Raw genomic sequence first — 23,406 nt, 5'->3', positions numbered from 1 at the left:
CGGGTTCACCCGGACGAGCGAACCCGGGCCCGGCCGCACCGCTGATCTGCGCACCTGCTGAGCAGGGCGCGCGGCAGCCGGTCGGGGCCTGGCTGTGACGGTTCTCACCCAAGCCGGGCCGGTCCCGGGCGAAACACGCCTGCCGTCCGGGGATAACCTGCCAGACGGACGTGACGCGCGTGTTGATTGACGTGTGCGCCCGTGGCTGTGTGGGCCGCAAGGCCGTACCTCTGCGTACCCGCACCGCCCCGACGACCCGCAGCGAAGATCCTGCCGTGGCACGCTCGTAGAGACACAATCCGCGACCACGAACAAGGACAAACACGTGGACCTGTTCGAGTACCAGGCGAGGGACCTCTTCGCCAAGCACGGGGTTCCCGTGCTTGACGGTGATGTCATCGAGACCGCCGCAGACGCTGCCGCCATCGCGGAGCGCTTCGGCGGCCGCGCCGTCGTCAAGGCTCAGGTGAAGGTGGGCGGCCGAGGCAAGGCCGGTGGCGTGAAGCTCGCCGCCGACCCGGCGGACGCCGTCGCCAAGGCCGAGGCGATCCTCGGGATGGACATCAAGGGCCACACCGTTCACAAGGTGATGCTGGCCCAGACGGCGGACATCAAGGAGGAGTACTACGTCTCCTTCCTGCTGGACCGCACCAACCGCACCTTCCTGGCCATGGCCAGCGTGGAGGGCGGTGTGGAGATCGAGGTCGTCGCGGAGGAGAACCCCGAGGCGCTCGCCAAGATCCCGGTCGACGCCAACGAGGGCTGCACCCCGGAGAAGGCCGCCGAGATCGTCGCCGCCGCGAAGTTCCCGGCGGAGATCGCGGACCAGGTCGCCGATGTCCTGCAGAAGCTCTGGGTCGTCTTCATCAAGGAGGACGCCCTCCTCGTCGAGGTCAACCCGCTGATCAAGTCCGGCGACGGCAAGATCATCGCGCTCGACGGCAAGGTCTCCCTGGACGAGAACGCCGAGTTCCGCCAGCCCGAGCACGAGGCGCTCGAGGACAAGGCCGCCGCCAACCCGCTGGAGGCGGCGGCGAAGGCCAAGGGCCTGAACTACGTCAAGCTCGACGGCCAGGTCGGCATCATCGGCAACGGCGCGGGTCTCGTCATGAGCACCCTCGACGTGGTCGCCTACGCGGGCGAGAGCCACGGTGGCGTCAAGCCCGCCAACTTCCTCGACATCGGTGGCGGCGCGTCCGCCGAGGTCATGGCGAACGGCCTGGAGATCATCCTGGGCGACCCCGACGTCAAGTCGGTCTTCGTCAACGTCTTCGGTGGCATCACCGCGTGCGACGCCGTCGCGAACGGCATCGTGCAGGCTCTGGCCCTGCTGGAGTCCAAGGGCGAGAACGTCTCCAAGCCGCTGGTCGTCCGCCTGGACGGCAACAACGCCGAGCTTGGTCGCAAGATCCTCGACGACGCCAACCACCCGCTGGTGCAGCGCGTCGACACCATGGACGGCGCCGCCGACCGTGCCGCCGAGCTGGCCAACAAGTAAGGAAGGGGACTTAACACCATGGCTATCTTCCTTACCAAGGACAGCAAGGTCATCGTCCAGGGCATGACCGGCTCCGAGGGCATGAAGCACACCCGCCGCATGCTCGCCTCGGGCACCCAGATCGTCGGTGGCGTGAACCCGCGCAAGGCCGGCACCACGGTCGACGTCGACGGCACCGACGTGCCCGTCTTCGGCTCCGTCGCCGAGGCCATCGAGAAGACCGGTGCCGACGTCACCGTCATCTTCGTGCCGCCGAAGTTCACCAAGGACGCCGTCGTCGAGGCCATCGACGCCGAGATCGGCCTCGCGGTCGTCATCACCGAGGGTGTCCCGGTCCACGACTCGGCCGCCTTCTGGGCGTACGCGGGCTCGAAGGGCAACAAGACCCGGATCATCGGCCCGAACTGCCCGGGCCTGATCAGCCCCGGACAGTCCAACGCCGGCATCATCCCGGCGGACATCACCCAGGCCGGCAAGATCGGCCTGGTGTCGAAGTCCGGCACCCTGACCTACCAGCTCATGTACGAGCTGCGGGACATCGGCTTCTCCTCGGCCGTGGGCATCGGCGGTGACCCGGTCATCGGGACCACCCACATCGACGCTCTCAAGGCCTTCCAGGAGGACCCGGAGACCGAGCTCATCGTCATGATCGGTGAGATCGGTGGCGACGCCGAGGAGCGTGCCGCGGCCTACATCGCCGAGCACGTCACCAAGCCGGTCGTCGGCTACGTCGCGGGCTTCACCGCCCCCGAGGGCAAGACCATGGGCCACGCCGGCGCCATCGTCTCCGGCTCCTCGGGCACCGCGCAGGCGAAGAAGGAGGCCCTGGAGGCCGCCGGCGTCAAGGTCGGCAAGACGCCGTCCGAGACCGCCCGCCTGGCGCGCGAGCTGATCAACGGCTGACGCTCGCCCCGCGCATCGAGCGCCCCGTCCGGATCTCCGGGCGGGGCGCTCGCCGTTGTGGCGGGGCCTGCGGCCGGGAGAGCGGCGGCCCTACCGCGCGCCGATCCGGCCGCGGCTCCGGCCGTCGCCGGTGAGGTGTGGCCAGTCGCCCAGTCGCCCAGTCGCCCAGTCGCCCGTCGCCCCGGCGTCCGACCTGGCCCGGGTCGGACGCCGGGGACTCCGTCGGCGGGCCGCTCAGCGGTCCGCCGGGCAGGGGAGGAGCGACCAGCGGGTGCAGGCCGCCGGCCCGCCCGCCGAGCCGGGCGGGGGCAGGGCCGCCGCGGCGCGCGCGGCGGCCGGCAGCTCCCACAGCGGCGCCCGGGGCGGCGGCGGGTCCGCCACGACCGGCTCGACCCCGGGCGTCGGACTGCACCAGAGGCTGCGGATGCCCGTCGGCGGACCGTCCGGGACGAGCGGCACGGCGGAGCCGTTGACCGCGCCGCAGACCGCCTGCTTCGGCGGCTCGGGGGCCCGGTGGAACAGCGACCCCGGGCCGCTGCCGGCCAGTGTCGCCGCCGCCGCGCCGCCGACCGCCACCGTGATCAGCACCGCCGCCCCGGTCCGGGTGGCGTTCGCCAGCCGGTGCCTGGCGCGCAGCACCGGCACCGGAGGCCGTTGCGGCTCCGGGCAGCCGCGGACGGCGGCCCGGTGCAGCAGTCCGGCGAGCCCGTCGGCGAAACCCTCGGCGGCCGGATCGGGCCCGACCAGGTCCGGTACCCACTCCGCCAACGCCGCCCGGGCGGCCCACACCCGGCCCTCGGCGGCCGCCACGGTCGACTCCACCTCGACGGCCACGGCGGCGGCGGGCAGGCCCAGGCCGTCGTGCAGCACCAGCGCCCGGCGCTGCGGGCGGGAGAGCCGCCTGAGCGCCTTGAGCAGTGCGCGGTCCCGGTCGGTGAGCCGGTCGTGGTCCGGCAGTACGGCCTGCGACTCGTCGGCCGGGCGGACCTTGATCCGCCGGTGCGGCAGCCGCCAGACGTGCGTCCGCCGCGGACCGCCCCGGTGCCACGGCGAGAGCGCCGCCTCACAGGCCCGCGCCCGCACCCAGCCCTCCGGATCGGCCCCGGCCGCCACCTCGTCCCAGTGGCGGCGCGCCTCGCCGAAGGCCAGCCGCACGCAGTGCACGGCGCGGTGCTTGCAGGAGGTGAGCAGGAAGACCTGTTGGACCAGGCGGGTGTGGGCGGCCTCGTACAGCTCCTCGAAGGACGGTACGGGTACGGCGTCCAGGGGCTCCGCGGTCGCACCTGCCGCGTTCGCGGCGGCCAGCGCGGCGGCGGCGGGCCTGTGGTCGTTCGGCTCGGGGGCGCTCCCGCCGTCGGTGCGAGGCGACCCGGCGGGTGCGGGGCCCTCGGCGGGGTTCGTCCGGGCGGGCGGCTTCGCGGCGGTGCCGGCCGGCCTGCCGCCGTTCGGCCGGGACGGTGCGCCTGACGCCGGTCCGGTCCGGGGGGCGGTGCGGCCGTCGGTGCGGGGCGTCCCGGCGGCGGCGGGGGTGTTCACCGCGCCGGTGGCCGGGGCGTCGGGTGTGCCGTCGTCGGTGCGGGGCGTCCCGGAGGCGGCGGGGGTGTGCGCGGCGCCGGCCTTGCCGCCGTTCGGCCGGGGTGTCCCGGGGCGCGTGGGGTTCGGGTCGGCGGCGGGTCGCGGCGCGGGGGCCTCCTCCCCGGGGCGCGGGGCTCCGTGGGAGGCGGCGTCGCCCGGGCCGGTCGGCCGGGCCTCGGTGTGCCCGCGCCGTTCCCGCCCGGCCGGTTGCTCCACCGGGGTGCCGGGCCCCGGCGTGTCCGGCGGGCCCGCCGGACCGCCGGAGGCGCCCTGAGCGGGGCTCAGCAGTGCGGCGAAGGCGACGATCTCGGCGTGGGTCCGCGTGCCGAGCTTGCGCATGGCCCGGTGCTGGTAGCTGCGTGCGGTGGCCGGGGTGACGCCGAGCGCCGCCGCCGACTGGGCGAGGTCCCGGCCCGCCGCGAGGTGGGCGAGGGCCTGGGCTTCACGCGGCGTCAACTGCCGCAGCAGCCGGAGCGCCTCGCTCTGCCCTACGGCCGGCCCGTTCGCCTCGGTGGCCCGGCCGGGCCCGGCGGCACCGGCGGCACCCGCAGCACCTGCGGCGGCCTGCGCCCCCCGGCCCCGTTCGGTCCGGCCCTTTCCGGGGCGTTCCTTCCCGGGGCGTCCCTGGGGTGCCGGGGGGTCGGCGGACCCGGCGGTCCGGGCGGGGTGGTTGGCGGCGGCGTCGGCCGGGCGCTCGGCGGTCGGCGGCGTGGTCATCAGACGCTCCGGGCCGGAGCGGGGGCGACGGCATGAGGGCAGGGTCTGAAAATGCGCATAAGCCAATAATCTGGGACACGACGGTGGTTTGCCTCTTCACGGAGCATGGCGAGTCGCCTTGGCACCATGAGGCGCATGACGCAGCTGATGGGCCGTCCGATCCTGGAAGTGCCGGGCGAGCTGGGCGCCAGACCCGTCCTGGCCGACGTGCTCACCGGGGTGCGGACGGCGCTGCTCGGCCTGGCGGTGGTCGCCGTCCCGGTCCTCGGGCTCTGGGTGGTGACCCCGTACGCGGACGACGGCGCGGCCGGCGCCGTCCGGCTGGCCGGGGCGCTCTGGCTGCTCGGGCACGGCGCGCCGGTGCTCCGCGGCGCCCTGGACGCCCCGCTGACCGTAACTCCGCTGCTGCTCGGCCTGCTGGCGGTGGGCCAGCTCCACCGCGCGGGTGCCCGGGCGGCGGCCCGGCGCCGGCTGCGGCCGCGCTGGAGCGGCCCGTTGGCGGTGTGGTCCGGCTACTGCGCGGTCGCCGTGGTGGTGGTCGCGCAGTGTTCGGGCGCGGGCCTGTTCCGCGCGCGGGTGCTGCCGGACGTCCTGGTGGTGGCGCTGGTGGCGGCCGTCGCGACGGCCGCCGGCGCCCGGGGGACCGGGGCGCCCTCGCCGAGGTCCGGGCCGGCGTCCTGGCCGGCCTCCTGGACGGCGCCCTGGACGGCGCCCTGGCGGGTGCTCCGGCGGCGGGCGCTGGACGGGCTGCCCGCCTGGGCCCGCCTGGACGGGGGCGCGGCGGCGATCCGGTCGGCGGCGCTGGCCGCCGGGGCGGGGCTGGTGGCGGCGGGTGCGGCGGTGGTCGCGGTGGCGGCGCTGCTGGACGCGGTGACCGGGGGCGGCCACGGCACGGTGGCGCTCGCGCAGGGCCCGGCCGCGGTCGCCGGACTGCTGCTGCTCAGCGTGGCACTGCTGCCGAACGCGGTGCTCTGGGGGGCGGCCTACGCGCTGGGCCCGGGGTTCGCGGCGGGTGCGGGGACGGTGGTGGCGCCGTCCGGCACGGTGCGGGGGCCGGTGCCGGACTTCCCGCTGTTCGCCCTGCTGGCGGAGCCCGGCGCGGGCGGTTGGCGGCAGCTGGTCTGCCTGCTGCCGGCCCTGGCCGGGGTGGTCCCGGCCGTCCTGATCGGCCGTGCGGCGGCCGGGGCCCGGTACCCGGGCGGCGCGGACCGGACCATCCGGCAGCGGGAGGGGCCGGCCCGGCCCGGTGCGTGGCGGCCGGCGGGGACGGCCGTCGCCGTGCTGGCGGTGGCCCTGCTGACCGGTGCGGCCGCCGCGGTGCTCGGCTGGCTCTCCGGCGGGGCGCTGGCCGGCGGCCGGATGGCGGAGCTGGGCCCGGTGCCGTGGCGGACGGGGCTGGCGGCGGCGGGCTGGATCGCCGCGGTGGCCGTCCCGGGGGCCCTGCTGACCCGGGCCCGGGTCGCGGCCCGGGCGTCGGCCACCACGGCGGCGGCCGGTGCGGACACCGGACTCGATACCGACGCGGTCGGCCTGCCCCGGGGCGGGACTGTCGGCGTTCCCGGAACCGTCGGCCTTCCCGGAACCATCGGCGTGCCCGGGGCCGTCGTCGCCCCCGGGAGCGGCGCGATCGCCGGCCGCGCGCGCCGAGGCGTGCTGTGGCTGCGCGCCCGCGCGTACGCCGTGGTGCTGCGGCTGGGTCGGTCGGCCGACGGCGCGGAGGCGGCCGCGGAGGACGCGACCGGCCCGGAGGAGCTGGACTGACGGCGCCGCCGTCCGTCCGCCCGCTACCCGCTACTCGCTCTTCGAGGTGATGTCCACGTACCACTTCGGCGCGAGGCGCTCGCAGTTGTCCGCGCCGGTCGAGGTGAGCGAGTCCCGGACGCAGGTCACGTAGTCGTTGTAGTAGAGGCTGAGGCCGATCACCGAGGAGACGAAGACCACCGTCATCGCGCCGGTGAGCACCCCGGCGAGGGCGGCCGGGGTCAGCGGGTTGGGGGCGGCGGACTCGCCGGCGGCGGGTGCCGCCCCGCCGGTCGCGGTCGCGGCGGCCGGCTTGGGGGCCCGCATCGCGGCGACTCCCCAGACGATGGCCAGCGCGCCGACGAACAGCGCCACGTAGTGCAGCGAGGCGAACGCGCAGACCAGCGCGCCCATACCGGCCAGCGCGGCGTTGCGGGCCTTGCGCTGCGCCGGGTCGCTCGGGTCGAGCTTGGGCGGCTGCGGGGCGGGCGGGCGGGGGTGCCGGCCGCCACCCTGGTAGCCGGGGCTCCACGGGTGCGGCGGCGGGACCTCGGGCCGCTCGTCCGGGTTTCCGCCGCCGTCGGTGCCGTCGGCACCGCTGGAACCTCCGGTGGGCCCGGGGTTGCGGGGCTGCCACGGCTGGTCCGGGGCATCCGCCGGCGGCGGCGCGAAGGGGTTGCGCTCGCCGGTGTTGTCACCGCTGCTCATGGTTCAGCCATTCCTTCTCGGTCGGTGGGGCGGACGCCCGCGCCACCCTATGATCCCGCAGTCGCCCGTGGAGCCTTCGGCGGCCTGCCTTCGGGGCGCGTTCCACCGCACCGGCGAACCCGCGAGGGGCCGCCCGCCCGGCCGCACCCGACGTCCCGCCCCCGGCGCTCCGCCCCACTCCGCCGACGCCCCGCCCCACCCGGCCGGCCACCGCCGGCAGCTCCGTACCACCCCGTCGCTGCCGTCGGCCCGCCGTCCGCGCACGGCCGGCGGGCGGACGCCGGGCCGACGGCGGGTGAACGGCGCCCCGATGGAGATCCCCGTCTCAACTACGCGCGTAGCGCCGCCAGGGCGTTTCAAGGGCCGTCCGACCAGCCGTTATCGTGGTGACGGTCAGCAGCTCAGATAGGTTCCCCGGGCCCGCATCGCGGCGGGTTCCTCCGGTGTTCCCCCTCGCTCGACCTGCCGTTCGTAGTGGCCCCACCGCCGGTGGATGTACCAGCGGGCGGCGCCCGACCTACGGAGAATCGCGCAGTGGCCGCCGCCCCCGCTCAACTCTTCCCGCCCCGCACTCCCGGCCCGGCCCGGCTGGTGGTGCTGGTCTCCGGCTCCGGCACCAACCTACAGGCGCTGATCGACGCCGTGGCCGATCCGGCCTTCGGCGCGGAGATCGTCGCCGTCGGTGCCGACCGTGACGGCATCGCGGGCCTGGAGCGCGCCGAGCGGGCCGGGCTGCCGGTCTTCGTGCACCGACTGAAGGACTTCGCCGACCGCGCCGCGTGGGACGGCGCGCTGACCGCCTCCGTCGCGGAGCACCGGCCGGACCTCGTGGTCACGGCGGGCTTCATGAAGATCCTCGGCCCCGCGTTCATCGCGGCCTTCGCCGGGCGGATCATCAACACCCACCCCGCACTGCTGCCCGCCTTCCCCGGCGCCCACGGCGTCACCGACGCGCTCGCGTACGGGGTGAAGGTCACCGGCTGCACCGTCCACCTGGTCGACGCCGGGGTGGACACCGGGCCGATCATCGCGCAGGGCGTCGTCGAGGTCACCGACGCCGACCACGCCGATGGCGGCGACGCGCTGCACGAGCGCATCAAGACTGTCGAGCGAAAGCTGCTCGTCGACATCGTGGGCCGGCTGGCCCGCGAGGGTCACCGCATCGAGGACCGAAAGGTATGGATCCCGGCATGAGCGCCGCCCCCAGCACCACGTCCCCCGTCACCGCCCCCCTCGACGAGGAGAGCGGCGTCCGCCCGATCCGTCGCGCGCTGATCAGCGTGTACGACAAGACCGGTCTGGAGGAGCTGGCCCAGGGCCTGCACGCCGCCGGGGTCGCCATCGTCTCCACCGGATCCACCGCCGGCCGGATCGCCGCCGCGGGCGTCCCGGTGACCGAGGTCTCCGAGCTGACCGGCTTCCCCGAGTGCCTCGACGGGCGCGTGAAGACGCTGCACCCCCGCGTGCACGCCGGTGTGCTCGCCGACCTGCGGCTGGAGTCGCACCGCGCGCAGCTCGCCGAGCTGGGCGTCGAGCCCTTCGAGCTGGTCGTGGTGAACCTCTACCCGTTCAAGGCCACCGTCGCCTCCGGCGCGAGCCCGGACGAGTGCGTCGAGCAGATCGACATCGGCGGCCCGAGCATGGTCCGCGCCGCGGCCAAGAACCACCCGTCGGTCGCCGTCGTGGTGGACCCGGCCCGCTACGGCGACGTGCTGAAGGCCGTCCAGGAGGGCGGCTTCGACCTGGCCACCCGCAAGCGCCTGGCCGGTGCCGCGTTCGCGCACACCGCCGCCTACGACGTCGCGGTGGCCTCCTGGTTCGAGGCCGGCTACGCGGCCGGCGACGTCGAGGGCTTCCCGGAGTTCCTGGGCGCCACCTACGAGCGCCAGAACGTGCTGCGCTACGGCGAGAACCCGCACCAGGGCGCCGCGCTCTACAGCGACGGCACCGGCGGCCTGGCCGGCGCCGAGCAGCTGCACGGCAAGGAGATGTCGTACAACAACTACGTCGACACCGATGCCGCCCGTCGCGCCGCGTACGACCACGCCGAGCCGGCCGTCGCGATCATCAAGCACGCCAACCCGTGCGGCATCGCCACCGGCGCGGACGTCGCCGAGGCGCACCGCAAGGCGCACGAGTGCGACCCGGTCTCCGCGTACGGCGGCGTGATCGCGGTCAACCGCCCGGTGACCGTCGAGCTGGCCGAGCAGATCGCCCCGATCTTCACCGAGGTCGTCGTCGCCCCCGGGTACGAGGACGGCGCCGTCGAGGTGCTGGCGCGCAAGAAGAACCTGCGGGTGCTGGTCGCCCCCGAGGCGCCGGCCAACCGCCAGGAGGTGCGCCCGATCTCCGGTGGCGTGCTGCTCCAGGACGCCGACCGGATCCACGCCGCGGGCGACGACCCGGCGAGCTGGACGCTGGCCACCGGCGAGGCGCTCCCCGCGGCCGAGCTGGCCGAGCTGGCGTTCGCCTGGCGGGCCTGCCGGGCCGTCAAGTCCAACGCGATCCTGCTGGCCAAGGGCGGTGCCTCGGTGGGCGTCGGGATGGGCCAGGTCAACCGGGTCGACTCGGCGAAGCTCGCCGTGGAGCGGGCCGGCGAGCGGGCCCGGGGTTCCTACGCGGCCTCCGACGCCTTCTTCCCGTTCGCGGACGGCCTGCAGATCCTGCTCGACGGCGGCGTCAAGGCCGTGGTGCAGCCGGGCGGTTCGATCCGGGACGAGGAGGTCGTCGCGGCCGCCGCCGCGGCCGGCGTGACGATGTACTTCACCGGTACCCGCCACTTCTTCCACTGACGCCGACGCCGGTTCCGGGTCGGGAGGATCCCGGTCCGGCACCGGCGGTGTGACGGTACGACGGAGCGGCCCGGCCCCCTGGGAAGGGGACCGGGCCGCTCCGCTGTCGCCGGTGGGTGTTACTTCTTGATCACCAGGGTGCCGGCGGCACGGTCGTGCCAGCCCTGCAGCTTCCCGGAGTTGTCGAAGAACGGGGACAGGTAGACCAGCGCGGCGCCGATGTAGCAGAGGAACGCGCCGACGATCGGGATGATGAAGCGGATGAAGCCGCCGCCCAGGCCGGGGACCTGGCCGTTGCTCTCCTTGACGACGCGCAGGCCCAGGGCCATCTTGCCGAGGGTGGCGCCCGCGAAGGAGACCATCAGCCACTCGTACAGCAGGTTGAACACCGAGAGCACGCCGACCATGATCAGCATGGTGACGAAGAAGCCCGCGGCGGCGTCGTTGTTGGCGTTCAGGCAGTCGTAGTACGCCGAGTTGGAGCCGCCGTAGGTGTACTTGCCGCTGCAGTCCTGGGTGTCCTTGGCGATGCCGAGCGCGCTGGCCAGGCCGAGCGCCATCACCAGGGCGACGACCGCGCCGATCGCGAGGCCGTCGATCAGGCGGGCCAGGAAGCGCTGGCCCATGGTGGCGATCTTCACCGTGCCCAGCTGGGCGATGTTGATGTAGCCGTTGTTGGCCTGGAGGGTGCCCGGCATCGGCGCGTACCCGTACGCCGGCTGCTGCGGCACACCGTACTGCGGGGCCTGCGGCGGCTGCTGCGGGTAGCCGTACCCGGCGGCCGGCGGGGCCTGCTGGGGGTAGCCGTAGCCCTGCTGAGGGGGCTGCTGGCCGTACGGGTTGTTCGGGTCGGGCGGGTAACTCATCGATGCCTCCGGGCAGGGATGTGGGGACGTGGGACGGGACAGCGCTGGGTCCGGAACGCACCGGCGGGGCGAACTGCCGAGCGGACGGGACGATAGCGGAGCGCGGTGACAACGGGGGCGGACACGGTCCGGCGCCCGCCGGCACGGGCTGGCTCAGGAACGTGGGTGGCGCCGGTCCGGCGCGAACGGGAGCATCGACGGCTGCGGTCCTGGCAGCACGCGGCCGTGGCGGTCGGGCGGCACGGTGTGGTGTGGTCGGCTCACTCTGTTCTTCCCCCGGGTACGCCCCGCCGGTGTCCGTCGGCCCGTCACCGGGCCGGAGGCGGCAGGGAATGCCCGCTTATCGTCGACCGGGCGGCCCGGCGCTGTCCAGCCGCGCCCGCGTGGCGGACCGGACTGTGGCGCAACCGCAACGTGGTCCGAACGGTTTTCGAGCCGCCGGGGCTCCCCGGCACCGCTGTCGCCGGGGGCTGGCGCCGTCCGCCTCCGGCATCCGGGAGAATGGGGTCATGACTGCCCAGATTCTCGATGGCAAGGCCACCGCCGCCGCGATCAAGTCCGAACTCGCCGCCCGTGTGGTGGCCCTTCGTGCCAAGGGCGTCACGCCCGGTCTCGGCACCGTCCTGGTCGGCGACGACCCCGGCAGCCGCTGGTACGTCAACGGCAAGCACAAGGACTGCGCCGAGGTCGGCATCGCCTCCATCCAGCGCGAACTGCCCGCCACCGCCACCCAGGAGGACGTCGAGAACGTCGTCCGCGAGCTGAACGCCGACCCGGCCTGCACCGGTTACATCGTCCAGCTCCCGCTGCCCAAGGGCCTGGACCAGAACCCCGTCCTGGAGCTGATGGACCCGGACAAGGACGCCGACGGCCTGCACCCCACCTCGCTCGGCCGGCTCGCGCTGGGCATCGAGGGCCCGCTGCCCTGCACCCCGCTCGGCATCGTCGAGCTGCTGCGCCGCCACGACGTGGCGATCGACGGGGCCGAGGTGGTCGTGATCGGCCGCGGTGTCACCGTCGGCCGCTCGATCGGCCTGCTGCTCACCCGCCGCAGCGAGAACGCCACCGTGACCCTCTGCCACACCGGCACCCGGGACCTCGCCTACCACCTGCGCAAGGCCGACATCGTGGTCGCCGCCGCCGGGGTGCCGCACCTGGTCAAGCCGGAGGACGTCAAGCCCGGCGCGGCCGTGCTGGACGTCGGCGTCAGCCGCAGCGAGGGCAAGATCGTCGGTGACGTCCACCCGGGCGTGGCCGAGGTGGCCGGCTGGATCTCCCCGAACCCGGGCGGCGTCGGCCCGATGACCCGCGCCATGCTGCTGAACAACATCGTCGTGGCGGCCGAGCGCCGCGCCGGCCTCTGAACGACCGCGATCCGACTCCGGAAGGACGGCGAGCTATGAACGGGCGGACCGAGCGAAGGCCGGCGAGCCGCGCGTTTCGCGACGCGGCGGCCGAGCGGGGCGGGGTGGGCCGATGAGCGGGCCACGGCCGGCGAGCTCCCGGCGCAGGCCGGTGAAGACCACCGGAACGCTGCCCCCCGAGGGCTCGGCGGCGGCGCTGGGGCGTGACCACGCCCTGCCGGTGCGCCAGTGGCCGATAACCCTCGTCCTGCTGGTGGTCGGCGCCGGGCTCGCCGTCACCTGGTTCGCCGACTTCAAGGACGGCTTCAAGTACGGGCTGCTGATCCTCGGCGGCGGCGTCCTGCTCGGCGCGCTGCTGCGGCTGGTGCTGCCCGAGGTCGGCATGCTGGCGGTGCGCAGCCGGTTCACCGACGTGATCGTGCTGACCTTCCTGGGAGTCTCGATCGTGCTGCTGACCCTGGTGGCCCAGCCCAACCCGTGGCTGGAGATCCCGCTGCTGGACAACGTCGGCGAGCTGGTCGGGCGGCCGAAGCACTGACCCGCCCGGCCCGCCCGCCCGGCCCGATCGGCCCCCGCCCGCACCGTCGGGACGGGGGCCGTCATCGTCTGTGACCAATCAGCCACGACGGCACCCGCGGCATACGCTTCGCTTTGCGATAACCTGACGCCGGTCTCTCGATGTCGAGAGATCATCCTCGGCTCCAGTGCGCCGGTGTGCCTGGGGCACCTGGCGATTTGCTGGAGAAGGTAGAAATGACCCGCACCCCCGTCAACGTCACCATCACCGGAGCGGCCGGCCAGATCGGCTACGCGCTGCTCTTCCGCATCGCCTCGGGCCACCTGCTCGGCGCCGACGTGCCGGTGAACCTGCGCCTCCTGGAGATCCCGCAGGGCCTGAAGGCCGCCGAGGGCACCGCGATGGAGCTTGTCGACTGCGCCTTCCCGCTGCTGCGCGACATCAAGATCACCGACAACGCCAACGAGGCCTTCGACGGCGCCAACGTCGCGCTGCTGGTCGGCGCCCGTCCGCGCACCGCCGGCATGGAGCGCGGCGACCTGCTGCAGGCCAACGGCGGCATCTTCGGCCCGCAGGGCAAGGCCATCAACGACCACGCCGCGGACGACATCAAGGTCCTGGTCGTCGGCAACCCGGCCAACACCAACGCCCTGATCGCCCAGCGCAACGCCCCGGACGTGCCGGCCGCGCGCTTCACCGCGATGACGCGCCTGGACCACAACCGCGCGCTCGGCCAGCTGGCCGCCAAGACCGGTGCCGCCGTGTCGGAGATCAAGAAGGTCACCATCTGGGGCAACCACTCGGCGACCCAGTACCCGGACATCTTCCAGGCCGAGATCGCCGGCAAGCCGGCCTTCGAGGCCGTCGGCGCCGACCAGGCGTGGCTGGAGGGCGACTTCATCCCGACCGTCGCCAAGCGCGGCGCGGCCATCATCGAGGCCCGTGGCGCCTCCTCGGCCGCCTCGGCCGCCAACGCCGCCATCGACCACGTGTACACCTGGGTCAACGGCACCGCCGAGGGCGACTGGACCTCCATGGGTGTCGTCTCCGACGGCTCCTACGGCGTTCCGGCCGGTCTGATCTCCTCCTTCCCGGTCACCACCAAGGACGGCGAGTTCCAGATCGTCCAGGGCCTGGAGATCTCCGACTTCTCCCGCGGCCGCATCGACGCCTCGGTCCAGGAGCTGGTCGAGGAGCGCGACGCCGTCACGGAGCTCGGCCTCATCTGAGCCCGTTCCCGGCAGGACCTTCGACGGCCCGCCGCCTCCTTGACCGGAGGCGGCGGGCCGTCGCCCTACACTGACCCGCTGTGAACGAAACCCTGGAGGACGCGGCCCTCGTCCTCGTCTTCATCATGCTGGGTGGCCTGTTCAACGTCGCCGAGATCTCGCTGATCTCGCTGCGCGAGGGCCAGATCAGGTCACTGGAGGGGCGCGGGACCCGGCGCGCGGCCCGCGCCGCACACCTGGCCGCCGACCCGAACCGCTTCCTGGCCGCCGTGCAGGTCGGGGTGACCTGCATGGGCTTCCTGTCCGCCGCCTTCGGCGCGGACACCCTGGCCGGCAAGGTGGCGCCGCTGTTCGTCCGGGCCGGGCTGTCCGCGGGCGTCGCCGACGCGCTCGCCCTGGTCGGCCTCACCCTGCTGATCAGCTACGCCTCGCTGGTGCTCGGCGAGCTCACCCCCAAGCGGATCGGCCTCCAGCGCGCCGACTCCATCGCCGTCCTCGCCGCCCCGGTGGTGGACGTGATGTCGGTGGCGCTGCGCCCGGTGATCTGGCTGCTCGGCCACTCCACCAACCTGATGGTCCGCCTGCTCGGCGGCGACCCGGCGGCCGGGCGCGGCTCGATGAGCTCCGAGGAGCTCCGCGGCCTGGTCGCCACCAACACCGAACTCGGAAGCGACGAACGGGCGTTGATCGCCGACGTGTTCGCCGCGGGGGAGCGCCAGCTGCGCGAGGTGATGGTCCCGCGCACCGAGGTGACCTTCCTGGACGCAGAGCGCCCGCTCGCCGAGGTCCGCGAGCAGGCCGACTCCTCGCCGCACTCGCGCTATCCGGTGGTCGAGGGCAGCTACGACGCGGTCACCGGCTTCGTCCACGTCCGCGACCTGTACGGTGCCCGCGGCGAGCAGGCGGTGAAGGTGCGCGACCTGGCCCGCCCGATCAAGCTGCTGCCCGGCACCAAGCGGGTGCTGGCGGCGATGGGCGAGATGCGCCGGGAGGGCCACCACCTGGCCATCGTGGTGGACGAGTACGGCGGCACCGCCGGCATCGTCACCCTGGAGGACCTGGTCGAGGAGGTGATCGGCGAGATCCGTGACGAGTACGACTCCCAGGAGCCGAGCACCACCCGCCGGCTGGCCGGCGGCGCCATGGAGCTGGACGGCCTGCTGAACCTCGGCGACTTCACCGAGGAGACCGGCGTCACCCTGCCCGAGGGCCCGTACGAGACGGTGGCCGGCTGCCTGGTGGCCGCGCTCGGCCGGCTGCCCGTCGACGGTGACCAGGTCCGGATCCCGATCGGCGCCGAGGAGGTCCGGCTGACGGTGGCCAAGCTGGAGGGCCGGCGGATCGCCCGGGTCGGGGTGAGTGCGGTCACACTGTCGGAACCTCCGGGGGCAGAGGTTTCCTGACCGGTCGGTGGAACTGGAACAATGGCCCGCATGGTCAACGCAGCGGTCACTGGTCCGGTCAAGGACCGTCCCCGGGTACTCTCCGGCATCCAGCCCACCTCCGGCTCGTTCCACCTGGGCAACTACCTCGGTGCCGTCCGCCAGTGGGTCGATCTCCAGGAGGCCAACGACGCCTTCTACATGGTGGTCGACCTGCACGCGATCACCGTGGAGCAGGACCCGGCGACGCTGCGCCAGAACACCCGGGTCTCCGCCGCCCAGCTGCTCGGCGCCGGCCTGGACCCGGAGCGCTGCACCCTGTTCGTCCAGTCCCACGTGCCCGAGCACGCGCAGCTCGGCTGGGTGATGAACTGCCTCACCGGCTTCGGCGAGGCCTCCCGGATGACCCAGTTCAAGGACAAGTCCGCCAAGCAGGGCGCCGCGAGCACCTCGGTCGGCCTCTTCACCTACCCGATCCTGCAGATCGCCGACATCCTGCTCTACCAGGCGGACGCGGTGCCGGTCGGCGAGGACCAGCGCCAGCACGTGGAGCTCACCCGGGACCTCGCGGAGCGCTTCAACACCCGCTACAGCCCGACCTTCACCGTCCCGAAGCCGTACATCCTCAAGGAGACGGCGAAGATCCAGGACCTCCAGGACCCGGGCATCAAGATGAGCAAATCGGCCTCCTCGGCCAAGGGCCTGGTCAGCCTGCTGGACGAGCCGAAGGTCAGCGCCAAGAAGTTCAAGAGCGCCGTCACCGACACCGGCACCGTCGTCTCCTACGACGAGGAGGAGAAGGCCGGCGTCTCCAACCTGCTGCGCATCCACTCCGCGCTCAGCGGCCAGTCGGTCGACCAGTTGGTGGCGCACTTCGAGGGCAAGATGTACGGCGCCCTGAAGACCGAGCTGGCCGAGCTGTTCACCGAGTGGGTGACGCCCTTCCAGGAGCGCACCCGCACCTTCCTGGACGACCCGGCCGAGCTGGACCGGGTGCTGGCGATCGGTGCGGAGAAGGCCCGCACGGTGGCGTCGCAGACGCTGGAGACGGTGTACGACCGGATCGGCTTCCTCCCGGCCGCCAAGCGGTGACAGCCCTGACGAGCCTGCCCGATGGTGACGATCTCCCCGAGCTCGTCACCATCGGCGTGTCCGTGAGCGTCCCGGATCCGTACGGCTCGGCGATCCAGGACGCGCGGGCCGGGTTCGGCGATCCGCTGGCCCGGTCGATACCCACGCACGTCACCCTGCTGCCGCCGACCGAGGTGGCGGCCGCCGAGCTGCCGAAGATCGAGGAGCACCTGGCGGCGGTGGCCCGGGCGCACCGGCCGTTCCGGATGCTGCTGCGCGGCAGCGGGACCTTCCGGCCGGTCTCGCCGGTGGTCTTCGTCCGGGTCGAGGGGGGCGCCCAGGAGTGCCGGCTGCTGGAGGCGGACATCCGCTCCGGCCCGCTGGCCCGGGAGCTGGCCTTCCCGTACCACCCGCACGTCACGGTGGCGCACGGGCTGGCGGAGGACGTGCTGGACCAGGCGTACGGGCAGACCCGTGGCTTCCGGGCGGCCTTCGCGGTGCCGGGCTTCGGCCTGTCCCGGTTCGACGTCGACGAGGTCTGGCGCCCCTGGCGCTCCTACGACTTCGGCTGACCCGCGCCGCCGCCGGCGGCCGCGCGGCCGTCGGGCCGCGGTGCCCCGTGCCCGCCCGCCCGGCCGAGGTCGAGCATCCGGTCGACCACCCGGCGCGCGGCCCCGCCGTCCTCCAGCCCGCAGTGCGTGGCGCGGAACGCGCGGTAGCGCTCCCGGTACCCGGGCGGCGGGCCGGAGCCGTCGTCGGCGAGCCCCCGCAGTGCGTCGAGCAGCCCGGCCGAGTCGGGAATGAGCGGGCCGGGAGCCTGCGCCTCGAAGTCGAAGGAGAAGCCGCGCAGCGTGTCGCGGTAGTGCTCCAGGTCGTAGGTGAAGAAGAGCACCGGGCGGCCGGTGATCGCGAAGTCGAACGTGATCGACGAGTAGTCGGTGACCAGCACGTCCGCGATCAGCAGCAGTTCCTGGACGTCGGGGTAGTCCCCGCAGTCGAGGACGAAGCCGTCCCCGGCGCCGGGCAGCGGCTCGCGGACGTGCGCGTGCGGGCGGATCAGCAGGACGTGGTCGTGGCCGAGGGCGCGCCGGGCCCGGTCCAGGTCGATCCGCAGGTCGAGGCGGAACCCCTCGCCGTCGCCGCGCCGCTGGTCCTCCCGCCAGGTCGGGGCGTAGAGCACCACGCGCCTGCCGTCGGGGATGCCGAGCCGGCGCCGGACGGCCGCCGCCCGCCCGGCGTCCGGCCGGGCCAGCACGTCGTTGCGCGGGTAGCCGGACTCCAGGACCTCGCCCCCGAAGCGGAACGCCCGGCGCAGCAGCGGGGTGGCGAACGGGCTGGGCGAGAGCAGCAGGCTCCACTGCGGGGTCTCCCGGTCGAGCGCCGCCAGGTAGCCGTGGTCGGCGAGCCAGGGGTTCTCGACGTCGTGCGCGATCCGCTTGAGCAGCGAGCCGTGCCAGGTCTGGACGACCACCTGGCCGTCCCGGCGGTCCAGGAAGTCGGGGAAGTGCGTGTTGCCGACCAGGTACCGGCTGGTGGCCAGCGCGCGGTACCACTCGGGGCTCCAGACCCGTACCGCGCGGACACCGGCGGGCAGTTCGGCCTGGGCGTCGTCGACCGCCCAGAGGTGCTCCAACGGCTCGCCGCGCCGGGCGAGTTCGGCGTGCACCGCGCGCGGTGAGTCGGCGTACCCGCGGCCGCCGAAGACGTCGTACAGCACGGCGTCGCGCAGCGGCTCCCGGCGGGCGGCCGGGTACCCGTCGGCGCGCTGGCGGGCCTGGCTCCAGGCGCTGCGCTCGGCGGGCGAGAGGACGGGGGTGGAGTCCACCAGCAGGGTGTCGTGCCAGCGGCGTTGGAGCAGGATCCGCTTGCCGCCGGCCCCGGTGGCGGCGGGCAGCGCGGGGAGCGCCGCGGGGGCGGCGATCAGCGGCCGGGGTGCTCCCGGCCGGCCGGACGGCTGCAGCGAGGCCTCCCAGACGCCCTTGCGCAGCGGCAGCGCGGTGCCGTCGGAGCCGGTGCGGGTGGCGGGCAGCCGGACGGTGAAACGGCCGTCCGCCCCGCGGTCGACCCGGTGGCGGACCTCGCCGGCCGTCCCGGTGTGCCGCAGGACGAGGTCGAGCGGCTCGCGGCCGGGGCAGTGCCCGGTGAGCTCGAAGCCGCCGGCCCGCACCGCGATCCGCTCGACGTAGCCGGCCGCGGGCTGGACGCAGAACTGCAGCCGGCCGTCGGCGAGGTGCTTCAGGTAGAGCGCCCGGTCGAGGGTGCCGGGCAGCGCGTGCTGACCGGCCACCGGGCCGCCGCGCTCGTCCAGGGTCAGCTGCTCGGTGGAGCCGTCCGGGCGCAGCAGTTCGGCGTCCCAGTGCTCCAGGTGGCCGGCGCCGCGCCCGTCGGCGGTGAACGGCCGGTACGGCAGGTGGAGGGCGAAGGTGTTGCCGGTCCGGGCGACCGGCCGCAGCAGGACGGCGTCGCTCTCCCGGTGGCGCAGCCGCAGCGCGGTGCCGGGCGGGCAGTGCCCGGCGGTGCCGCGCAGGTCGAGGCCGTCCGGGGCGGGGGCGGCGTGGGTGAGCCGGACGCCGGGGCGTTCGAGCCGCAGCCGCAGCCGGCCGTCGGCGAAGTGCGGCTGGAGGCGGACGTCGTGGTCGACCCAGCGGGCCGGCGGGTACTCGCCGGAGCCGCACCAGTGCGGGGCGAGGGCGCCGTACTGGCGGCGCAGCCGGGTGGGCCGGGGGCGGGTGAACAGGGTGACCCCGATCCGCCAGTCGCCGAGCAGCCACTCCTCGGCCCGCCGCAGCCGGCGCGGTTCGACCAGGGCGGTGAAGCCGGACCAGTCGTGGTTGTGGTCGGGCTGGGCGCTGTCGTCGGTGATCTCGGGCAGCCGGCGCGGCCGGGACCGGAGGTGGAGGGGCGGTTCGGCGTCGTCCCGGAGCAGGGTCAGCCAGGTCCAGGCCGAGCCGGGGCGGGCGGTGTCCAGGTCGTCGGGGCGGGCGAAGCCGGTGAGTTCGAGGCCGCGGGCGTGCCAGCGGGCGCGCAGCAGGCCGAAGGCGACGCCCTCGTCGGCGGCGGGCAGGTCGTCGTGCGAGTGGGGGGAGGCCTGCGGGAGGACGAACCGCGTGAGGACAGGCATGGGGTGGCCCTTCGGCAACGGGATCCCGGCCCATGGCGGCGGTCCGGGGCGGCATTCGTACCGGGGGAGCGGACGAAGCCGATTCAATATCGAATACCGAAATGACACCCGGGGTCAACTGAGAAACCCGGAGGAATAGCTGAGAAATCCGTAGGCGAAACATGGGTTCGATTGAATTGTTCATATGAATCTCCGGCGGCCTCCCGGAAAGCGTCCAGAAAAGTCCGGAAAGCTGTCCGGGGCGGCCCGGGAAAACACGGAGGCGCCCGACGCGGGATTCGCGTCGGGCGCCTCCGGGGCGGTACCGGTTACTGCTGGCGGAGCATGCCGTCCACCACGCGGGCCGCGGCCTGGCCGTCGTCCAGGTCGCAGTACGCCTCGCGGAACGCCGTGTACTTCTCGGCGTACTCACCCGTCAGCTCGTCAACCCGGCCCAGCGCCGCGACCAGCTCCTCGGAGGTGGCCAGCAGCGGGCCGGGCATCTCCGCCTCGTAGTCGAGGCTGAAGCCGCGCAGGTTGTCGCGGTAGTGCTCCAGGTCGTGCGTGAAGAACAGGACCGGCTTGCCGGTGGTGGCGAAGTCGAACACCGTCGCCGAGTAGTCGGTGACCAGGACGTCCGCGATCAGCAGCAGCTCGGCCATGTCGGGGTAGCTGCCGACGTCCCAGATGTAGCCGTTGCCGGCACCGGGGATCTGACCGCACATCACGCTGTGCCGGCGGACCAGCAGCACCTGGTCGTCGCCGAGCGCCGCCTTGGCCGCCTCCAGGTCGATCCGCAGGTCGATCTGGTAGCCGCCGTTCGGGCGGCGGCGGTCCTCACGGAAGGTCGGCGCGTAGAGCACGACCTTCTTGCCCTCGGGCAGCCCGAGCCGCTCGCGGACCTGCTCGGCGGTCTTCTCCCGGTCGGGGGCGAACAGCAGGTCGTTGCGCGGCGCGCCGCTCTCCAGGATCTCGCCCTTGAAATCGAACGCGCGGCGCAGCACCGGAGCCGACCAGCTGTTGCCGGCCACCAGCATGCTCCAGTTCGGGACCTCCTTGACGACGCCCTTCAGGTAGTTGGCGTCGGTGAACCAGACCTTCTCGAAGTCGTACCCGATCTGCTTCAGCGGGGTGCCGTGCCAGGTCTGCACGACCACCTGGCCGGGGCGCCGGACGAAGAAGTCCGGCAGGTGCGCGCTGGTGACGATGTACTTGGCGGTGGCCAGCGTCTCGAACCACTCGGGGCTCCAGAGCCGGATCGCGCCCGCCGTCTGCGGCAGTTCGGCCTGCAGGTCGTCGCTGCCCCAGAGGTGCTCCAGCGGCAGGCCGCGGCGGACCAGCTCCTCGTGGATCGCCCGCGGCGAGTCCGCGTAGAGGCCGCCCAGCGCGACGTTGTAGAGCACGGTGTCGCGCAGCGGGAGCCGGCGGGCCGACGGGTAGTCGGTGGTGCGCAGCTGGCGCTGCCGGAAGCCGCTGCGCTCCTCGGGCAGCAGCGCGGAGTGCGACTCCAGCGAGAGGCCGTCGTAGTGGCGGCGCTCCAGCACGATCCGCTTGCCGCGCGACTCCACCTCCAGCGGCAGGGTGGCGAAGCACTCCGGGGCGATCAGCGCGTAGCGGGTCGCCGGGGTCTCGACCGGCTCGCCGAGCGGGCGGAAGAAGACGTCCCAGGTGCCCTGGGCGAGCGGCACCCGGCCGGCGAAGGAGGCCGTCGGCACCGCCGGCAGCGCGGCCCGGAACCCGCCGTCCGCGATCTCCACGGGGTAGACGTGCTCCTCCTCGCGCCAGTTGTGCCGCACGACCAGCTCCCAGCGGTGCGTGCCGGGCAGCGGGAAGGTGCCGCTGAGCAGGTAGCCGTCCGCGCCGCGCGAGGCGACCTCGGTCACCACCGGCTGCAGCAGCTGGTCGGAGAGCTGGAGGTAGCCACCGGGGGAGGGCTTCGAGTACAGCGCGCGGCGCTCGTCGACCGGGGCGTCCGGGTTCAGCGGCAGGTGCAGCTGCTCGGGTGCGTTGCGGTCGTCCCAGGCCACCGGCACGGTGCTGCCGTCGGCGAGCAGTATGGCGGTGTCCCAGCGGTCCCGGGCCCGCTCCGGGGCGACCGGGTCCAGCTCGGCCCAGGCCTCGCGGACGGCCGTCAGCTCGTCGACCGGGGCGGTGACGGTGAACGGCTGGAGGGTGCCGACCGGGGCGGTGAGCTCCAGCGGGTAGACCACCTCGCGGTCCGACTCGACGTGGGTCAGCTTGAAGCGGGCCCCGGTGAGGTTCGGGCCGGAGCGGGCGGCGCCGGAGATCTCCAGCCGGCCGTCCCGCACGGCGAGCCCGGTCACCCTGGTCCGGACCGTCTCCACCCGCAGGTAGACGCTGCCGTCGCGGACCCACGGCACGATCCGCACGTCCGGCTCGACCCAGTGCGCGGGGAGGTACTGGGCGGTGTCGCTCCAGCCCGCCGAGATCCGGCCCTTGTAGACACCGCCCTTGCCGGCGCCGGCCACCAGGACGCGCCAGTTGCCGTCCTTCCACTGGCCCCGGTGCTTGAGCCGCTTGGGGTCGATGGCGGCGGTGAAGCCGGCCCAGTCGCAGTTGTACAGGTCGTGGTGGCAGCTGGCGGTCGCCTCCGGGCTGTACTGCGTCCTGGTCGGCACGGCCAGCACGCGCCGGCCCTTGGTCTCGCGGAGCACCAGCACCCGGACCATGTCGTGCCGGTTCTCGGCGCCCAGCTGCTCCGGGTACGCGTGCCCGGTCAGCTGCAGCTTGCCGCCCTCCCAGGCCGACTCGTACAGCCGGCTGCGCATCACCAGCGAGTTGTCCAGCTTCAGGATGCCGGCCGGCACGCTCTTGCGGCCACCGCGCAGGAACGGGTAGTCGGCGTACGGGCGCAGCAGGCCGCGCGCGGCGACGCCGCCGTTGCTCTCGCCCTCGTACTTGATCTGCTCGACGAACTCGTCGATCCGGCCCGCCAGGGTCAGGTGGTACTTCAGCCGCAGCGGCGCGCGCAGCTTGCGGACCTGCTCGGGGCCGATCGACCGGAGCAGCCGGCCGACGTTCTTCTGGTAGGCGTCCCGGTACTCCTTGTCGCCGTCCACGACGGACCAGAAGAACATCGGGATCTCCTCGACGAGGGTGTTCTCGTCGTAGGAGCGCAGGTACTCGGCGAAGCGCGGGTCGGTCTGCTTCTTCAGCCAGGTGCGGACCAGCTCCACCGAGGTGACGCGGTCGACCAGGCCCTTGGGGTTGGTCCGCATCTGTGTGATCGACATCTCGCCGACCTCGCGCTCGCGCCAGTGGTAGATCGGCTCGGAGAGCACGTCCACGCTCGTGGCGAGGTAGTGGTGCGGCACGCTGACCGGGGCGTCCTCGTACAGGATGCCCTCGGGGTAGAGGATGCCGGCCGCGTCGAAGAAGGAGCGGCGGTACACCTTGTTCCACGCCGTGCGGTCGGTGACCAGCGCGGGGATCTCGGTGATGTGGGTCTTGAGCCTGGTCTCCTTGAACGGCCGCGAGTGCCCGCCGGACTGGTAGTAGCCCACCGCGCGGAACCGCAGGACGTTGCCGGTGGCGAAGTCCGAGCCGGTCTCGTCGAGCGTGTTGATCATCAGCTCGTAGGCGCTCGGCGGCATCGAGTCGTCGGAGTCGACGAAGCAGAGGAACTCGCCGTCCGGGTCGATGTGGCGGATGCCGGTGTTGCGGGCCGCGCCGAGGCCCTTGTTCACCTGGCGGACCAGCCGGAACCGGGAGTCCTTGGCGGCGTACGCCTCGGCGAGTGCCGCGCTGCCGTCCTTCGAACCGTCGTCGACCATGACGCACTCGAAGTCCGTGAAGGTCTGGGCGGCGATCGAGTCGAGGCATTCCACGAGGTAGCGCTCGACGTTGTAGATCGGAACGACGATGGAGAGGCGGGGAGCCATCGGCTACGCAGGCCTTTCTTGGGAAGGAGCGTGGCAGCCCGG

The 23,406-nt window shown here is 73.8% G+C and carries 16 protein-coding genes; 11 read left to right on the top strand and 5 right to left on the bottom strand.

Annotation, left to right across the window (positions count from 1 at the left end; translation table 11 throughout):
- The first annotated feature begins 325 nt into the window (after window positions 1-325).
- Together sucC and sucD are read left to right on the top strand one after the other, a co-directional pair.
- On the top strand, window positions 326-1,498 hold the full coding sequence (gene sucC, locus ABZ495_RS09355; RefSeq protein WP_329488047.1) for an ADP-forming succinate--CoA ligase subunit beta: 1,173 nt from the start codon (window positions 326-328) through the stop codon (window positions 1,496-1,498).
- A gap of 18 nt (window positions 1,499-1,516) precedes the next feature.
- On the top strand, window positions 1,517-2,401 hold the full coding sequence (gene sucD, locus ABZ495_RS09350) for a succinate--CoA ligase subunit alpha (protein WP_329488045.1): 885 nt from the start codon (window positions 1,517-1,519) through the stop codon (window positions 2,399-2,401).
- A 234-nt stretch (window positions 2,402-2,635) separates the two neighbouring features.
- Here the strand turns inward: sucD and ABZ495_RS09345 are convergent, their stop codons facing one another.
- Complete coding sequence (locus ABZ495_RS09345; protein ID WP_359835076.1) at window positions 2,636-4,693, bottom strand: LuxR C-terminal-related transcriptional regulator; 2,058 nt, start codon at window positions 4,691-4,693, stop codon at window positions 2,636-2,638.
- A gap of 135 nt (window positions 4,694-4,828) precedes the next feature.
- Here ABZ495_RS09345 and ABZ495_RS09340 point away from each other — a divergent pair, with 135 nt between their 5' ends.
- On the top strand, window positions 4,829-6,454 hold the full coding sequence (locus ABZ495_RS09340) for a DUF6350 family protein (protein ID WP_359835075.1): 1,626 nt from the start codon (window positions 4,829-4,831) through the stop codon (window positions 6,452-6,454).
- A 30-nt stretch (window positions 6,455-6,484) separates the two neighbouring features.
- Here ABZ495_RS09340 and ABZ495_RS09335 read toward each other — a convergent pair whose 3' ends face one another.
- On the bottom strand, window positions 6,485-7,141 hold the full coding sequence (locus ABZ495_RS09335) for a hypothetical protein (protein ID WP_359835073.1): 657 nt from the start codon (window positions 7,139-7,141) through the stop codon (window positions 6,485-6,487).
- A 534-nt stretch (window positions 7,142-7,675) separates the two neighbouring features.
- Here ABZ495_RS09335 and purN point away from each other — a divergent pair.
- Together purN and purH are read left to right on the top strand one after the other, a co-directional pair.
- Entirely contained in the window at window positions 7,676-8,335 is a 660-nt protein-coding gene (gene purN / locus ABZ495_RS09330; RefSeq protein WP_359835071.1) for a phosphoribosylglycinamide formyltransferase, read from the top strand.
- Complete coding sequence (purH, locus tag ABZ495_RS09325; RefSeq protein ID WP_359803545.1) at window positions 8,332-9,933, top strand: bifunctional phosphoribosylaminoimidazolecarboxamide formyltransferase/IMP cyclohydrolase; 1,602 nt, start codon at window positions 8,332-8,334, stop codon at window positions 9,931-9,933. Before purN ends, purH begins: the two co-directional genes overlap by 4 nt.
- Window positions 9,934-10,052: 119 nt before the next feature.
- Here the strand turns inward: purH and ABZ495_RS09320 are convergent, their stop codons facing one another.
- The gene (locus ABZ495_RS09320) at window positions 10,053-10,799 is read right to left on the bottom strand and encodes an RDD family protein (RefSeq protein ID WP_329488037.1); all 747 of its coding nucleotides are present in this window, start codon (window positions 10,797-10,799) and stop codon (window positions 10,053-10,055) included.
- A gap of 509 nt (window positions 10,800-11,308) precedes the next feature.
- Between ABZ495_RS09320 and ABZ495_RS09315 the strand changes: the two genes are divergently transcribed.
- The 6 genes from ABZ495_RS09315 to ABZ495_RS09290 all read left to right on the top strand — a co-directional run bounded on the left by ABZ495_RS09315 (window position 11,309) and on the right by ABZ495_RS09290 (window position 16,934).
- Entirely contained in the window at window positions 11,309-12,163 is an 855-nt protein-coding gene (locus ABZ495_RS09315; RefSeq protein WP_329488036.1) for a bifunctional methylenetetrahydrofolate dehydrogenase/methenyltetrahydrofolate cyclohydrolase, read from the top strand.
- Window positions 12,164-12,314: 151 nt separating this feature from the next.
- Window positions 12,315-12,701: a DUF3017 domain-containing protein gene (locus ABZ495_RS09310; RefSeq protein ID WP_329488035.1), complete on the top strand. Its 387-nt coding sequence runs from the start codon at window positions 12,315-12,317 to the stop codon at window positions 12,699-12,701.
- 215 nt (window positions 12,702-12,916) lie between these two features.
- Window positions 12,917-13,909 (top strand): malate dehydrogenase, encoded by a 993-nt coding sequence (locus ABZ495_RS09305; protein WP_329488034.1) that lies wholly within the window; start codon window positions 12,917-12,919, stop codon window positions 13,907-13,909.
- 80 nt (window positions 13,910-13,989) lie between these two features.
- Window positions 13,990-15,312, top strand: coding sequence for a hemolysin family protein (locus ABZ495_RS09300; protein WP_329488033.1), 1,323 nt, complete (start codon window positions 13,990-13,992; stop codon window positions 15,310-15,312).
- 30 nt (window positions 15,313-15,342) lie between these two features.
- Entirely contained in the window at window positions 15,343-16,383 is a 1,041-nt protein-coding gene (trpS, locus tag ABZ495_RS09295) for a tryptophan--tRNA ligase (RefSeq protein ID WP_329488032.1), read from the top strand.
- A 62-nt stretch (window positions 16,384-16,445) separates the two neighbouring features.
- Window positions 16,446-16,934, top strand: coding sequence for a 2'-5' RNA ligase family protein (locus ABZ495_RS09290; RefSeq protein ID WP_359803548.1), 489 nt, complete (start codon window positions 16,446-16,448; stop codon window positions 16,932-16,934).
- Here ABZ495_RS09290 and ABZ495_RS09285 read toward each other — a convergent pair.
- Both ABZ495_RS09285 and ABZ495_RS09280 read right to left on the bottom strand, forming a co-directional pair.
- A complete protein-coding gene (locus ABZ495_RS09285; RefSeq protein ID WP_359835069.1) occupies window positions 16,919-19,483 on the bottom strand; it encodes a CDP-glycerol glycerophosphotransferase family protein in 2,565 nt (854 codons plus the stop codon). The two genes, ABZ495_RS09290 and ABZ495_RS09285, sit on opposite strands and share 16 nt — an antisense overlap.
- 308 nt (window positions 19,484-19,791) lie before the next feature.
- Window positions 19,792-23,364: a bifunctional glycosyltransferase family 2 protein/CDP-glycerol:glycerophosphate glycerophosphotransferase gene (locus ABZ495_RS09280; protein ID WP_359803551.1), complete on the bottom strand. Its 3,573-nt coding sequence runs from the start codon at window positions 23,362-23,364 to the stop codon at window positions 19,792-19,794.
- Between the last annotated feature and the right edge of the window lie 42 nt (window positions 23,365-23,406).

The sequence above is a fragment of the Kitasatospora sp. NPDC005748 genome (assembly GCF_040630735.1).
In the GTDB taxonomy this organism is placed as follows: domain Bacteria; phylum Actinomycetota; class Actinomycetes; order Streptomycetales; family Streptomycetaceae; genus Kitasatospora.
Note: the sequence above shows the minus strand (reverse complement) of the source record. Positions and strands in the feature narration are given on the sequence as shown.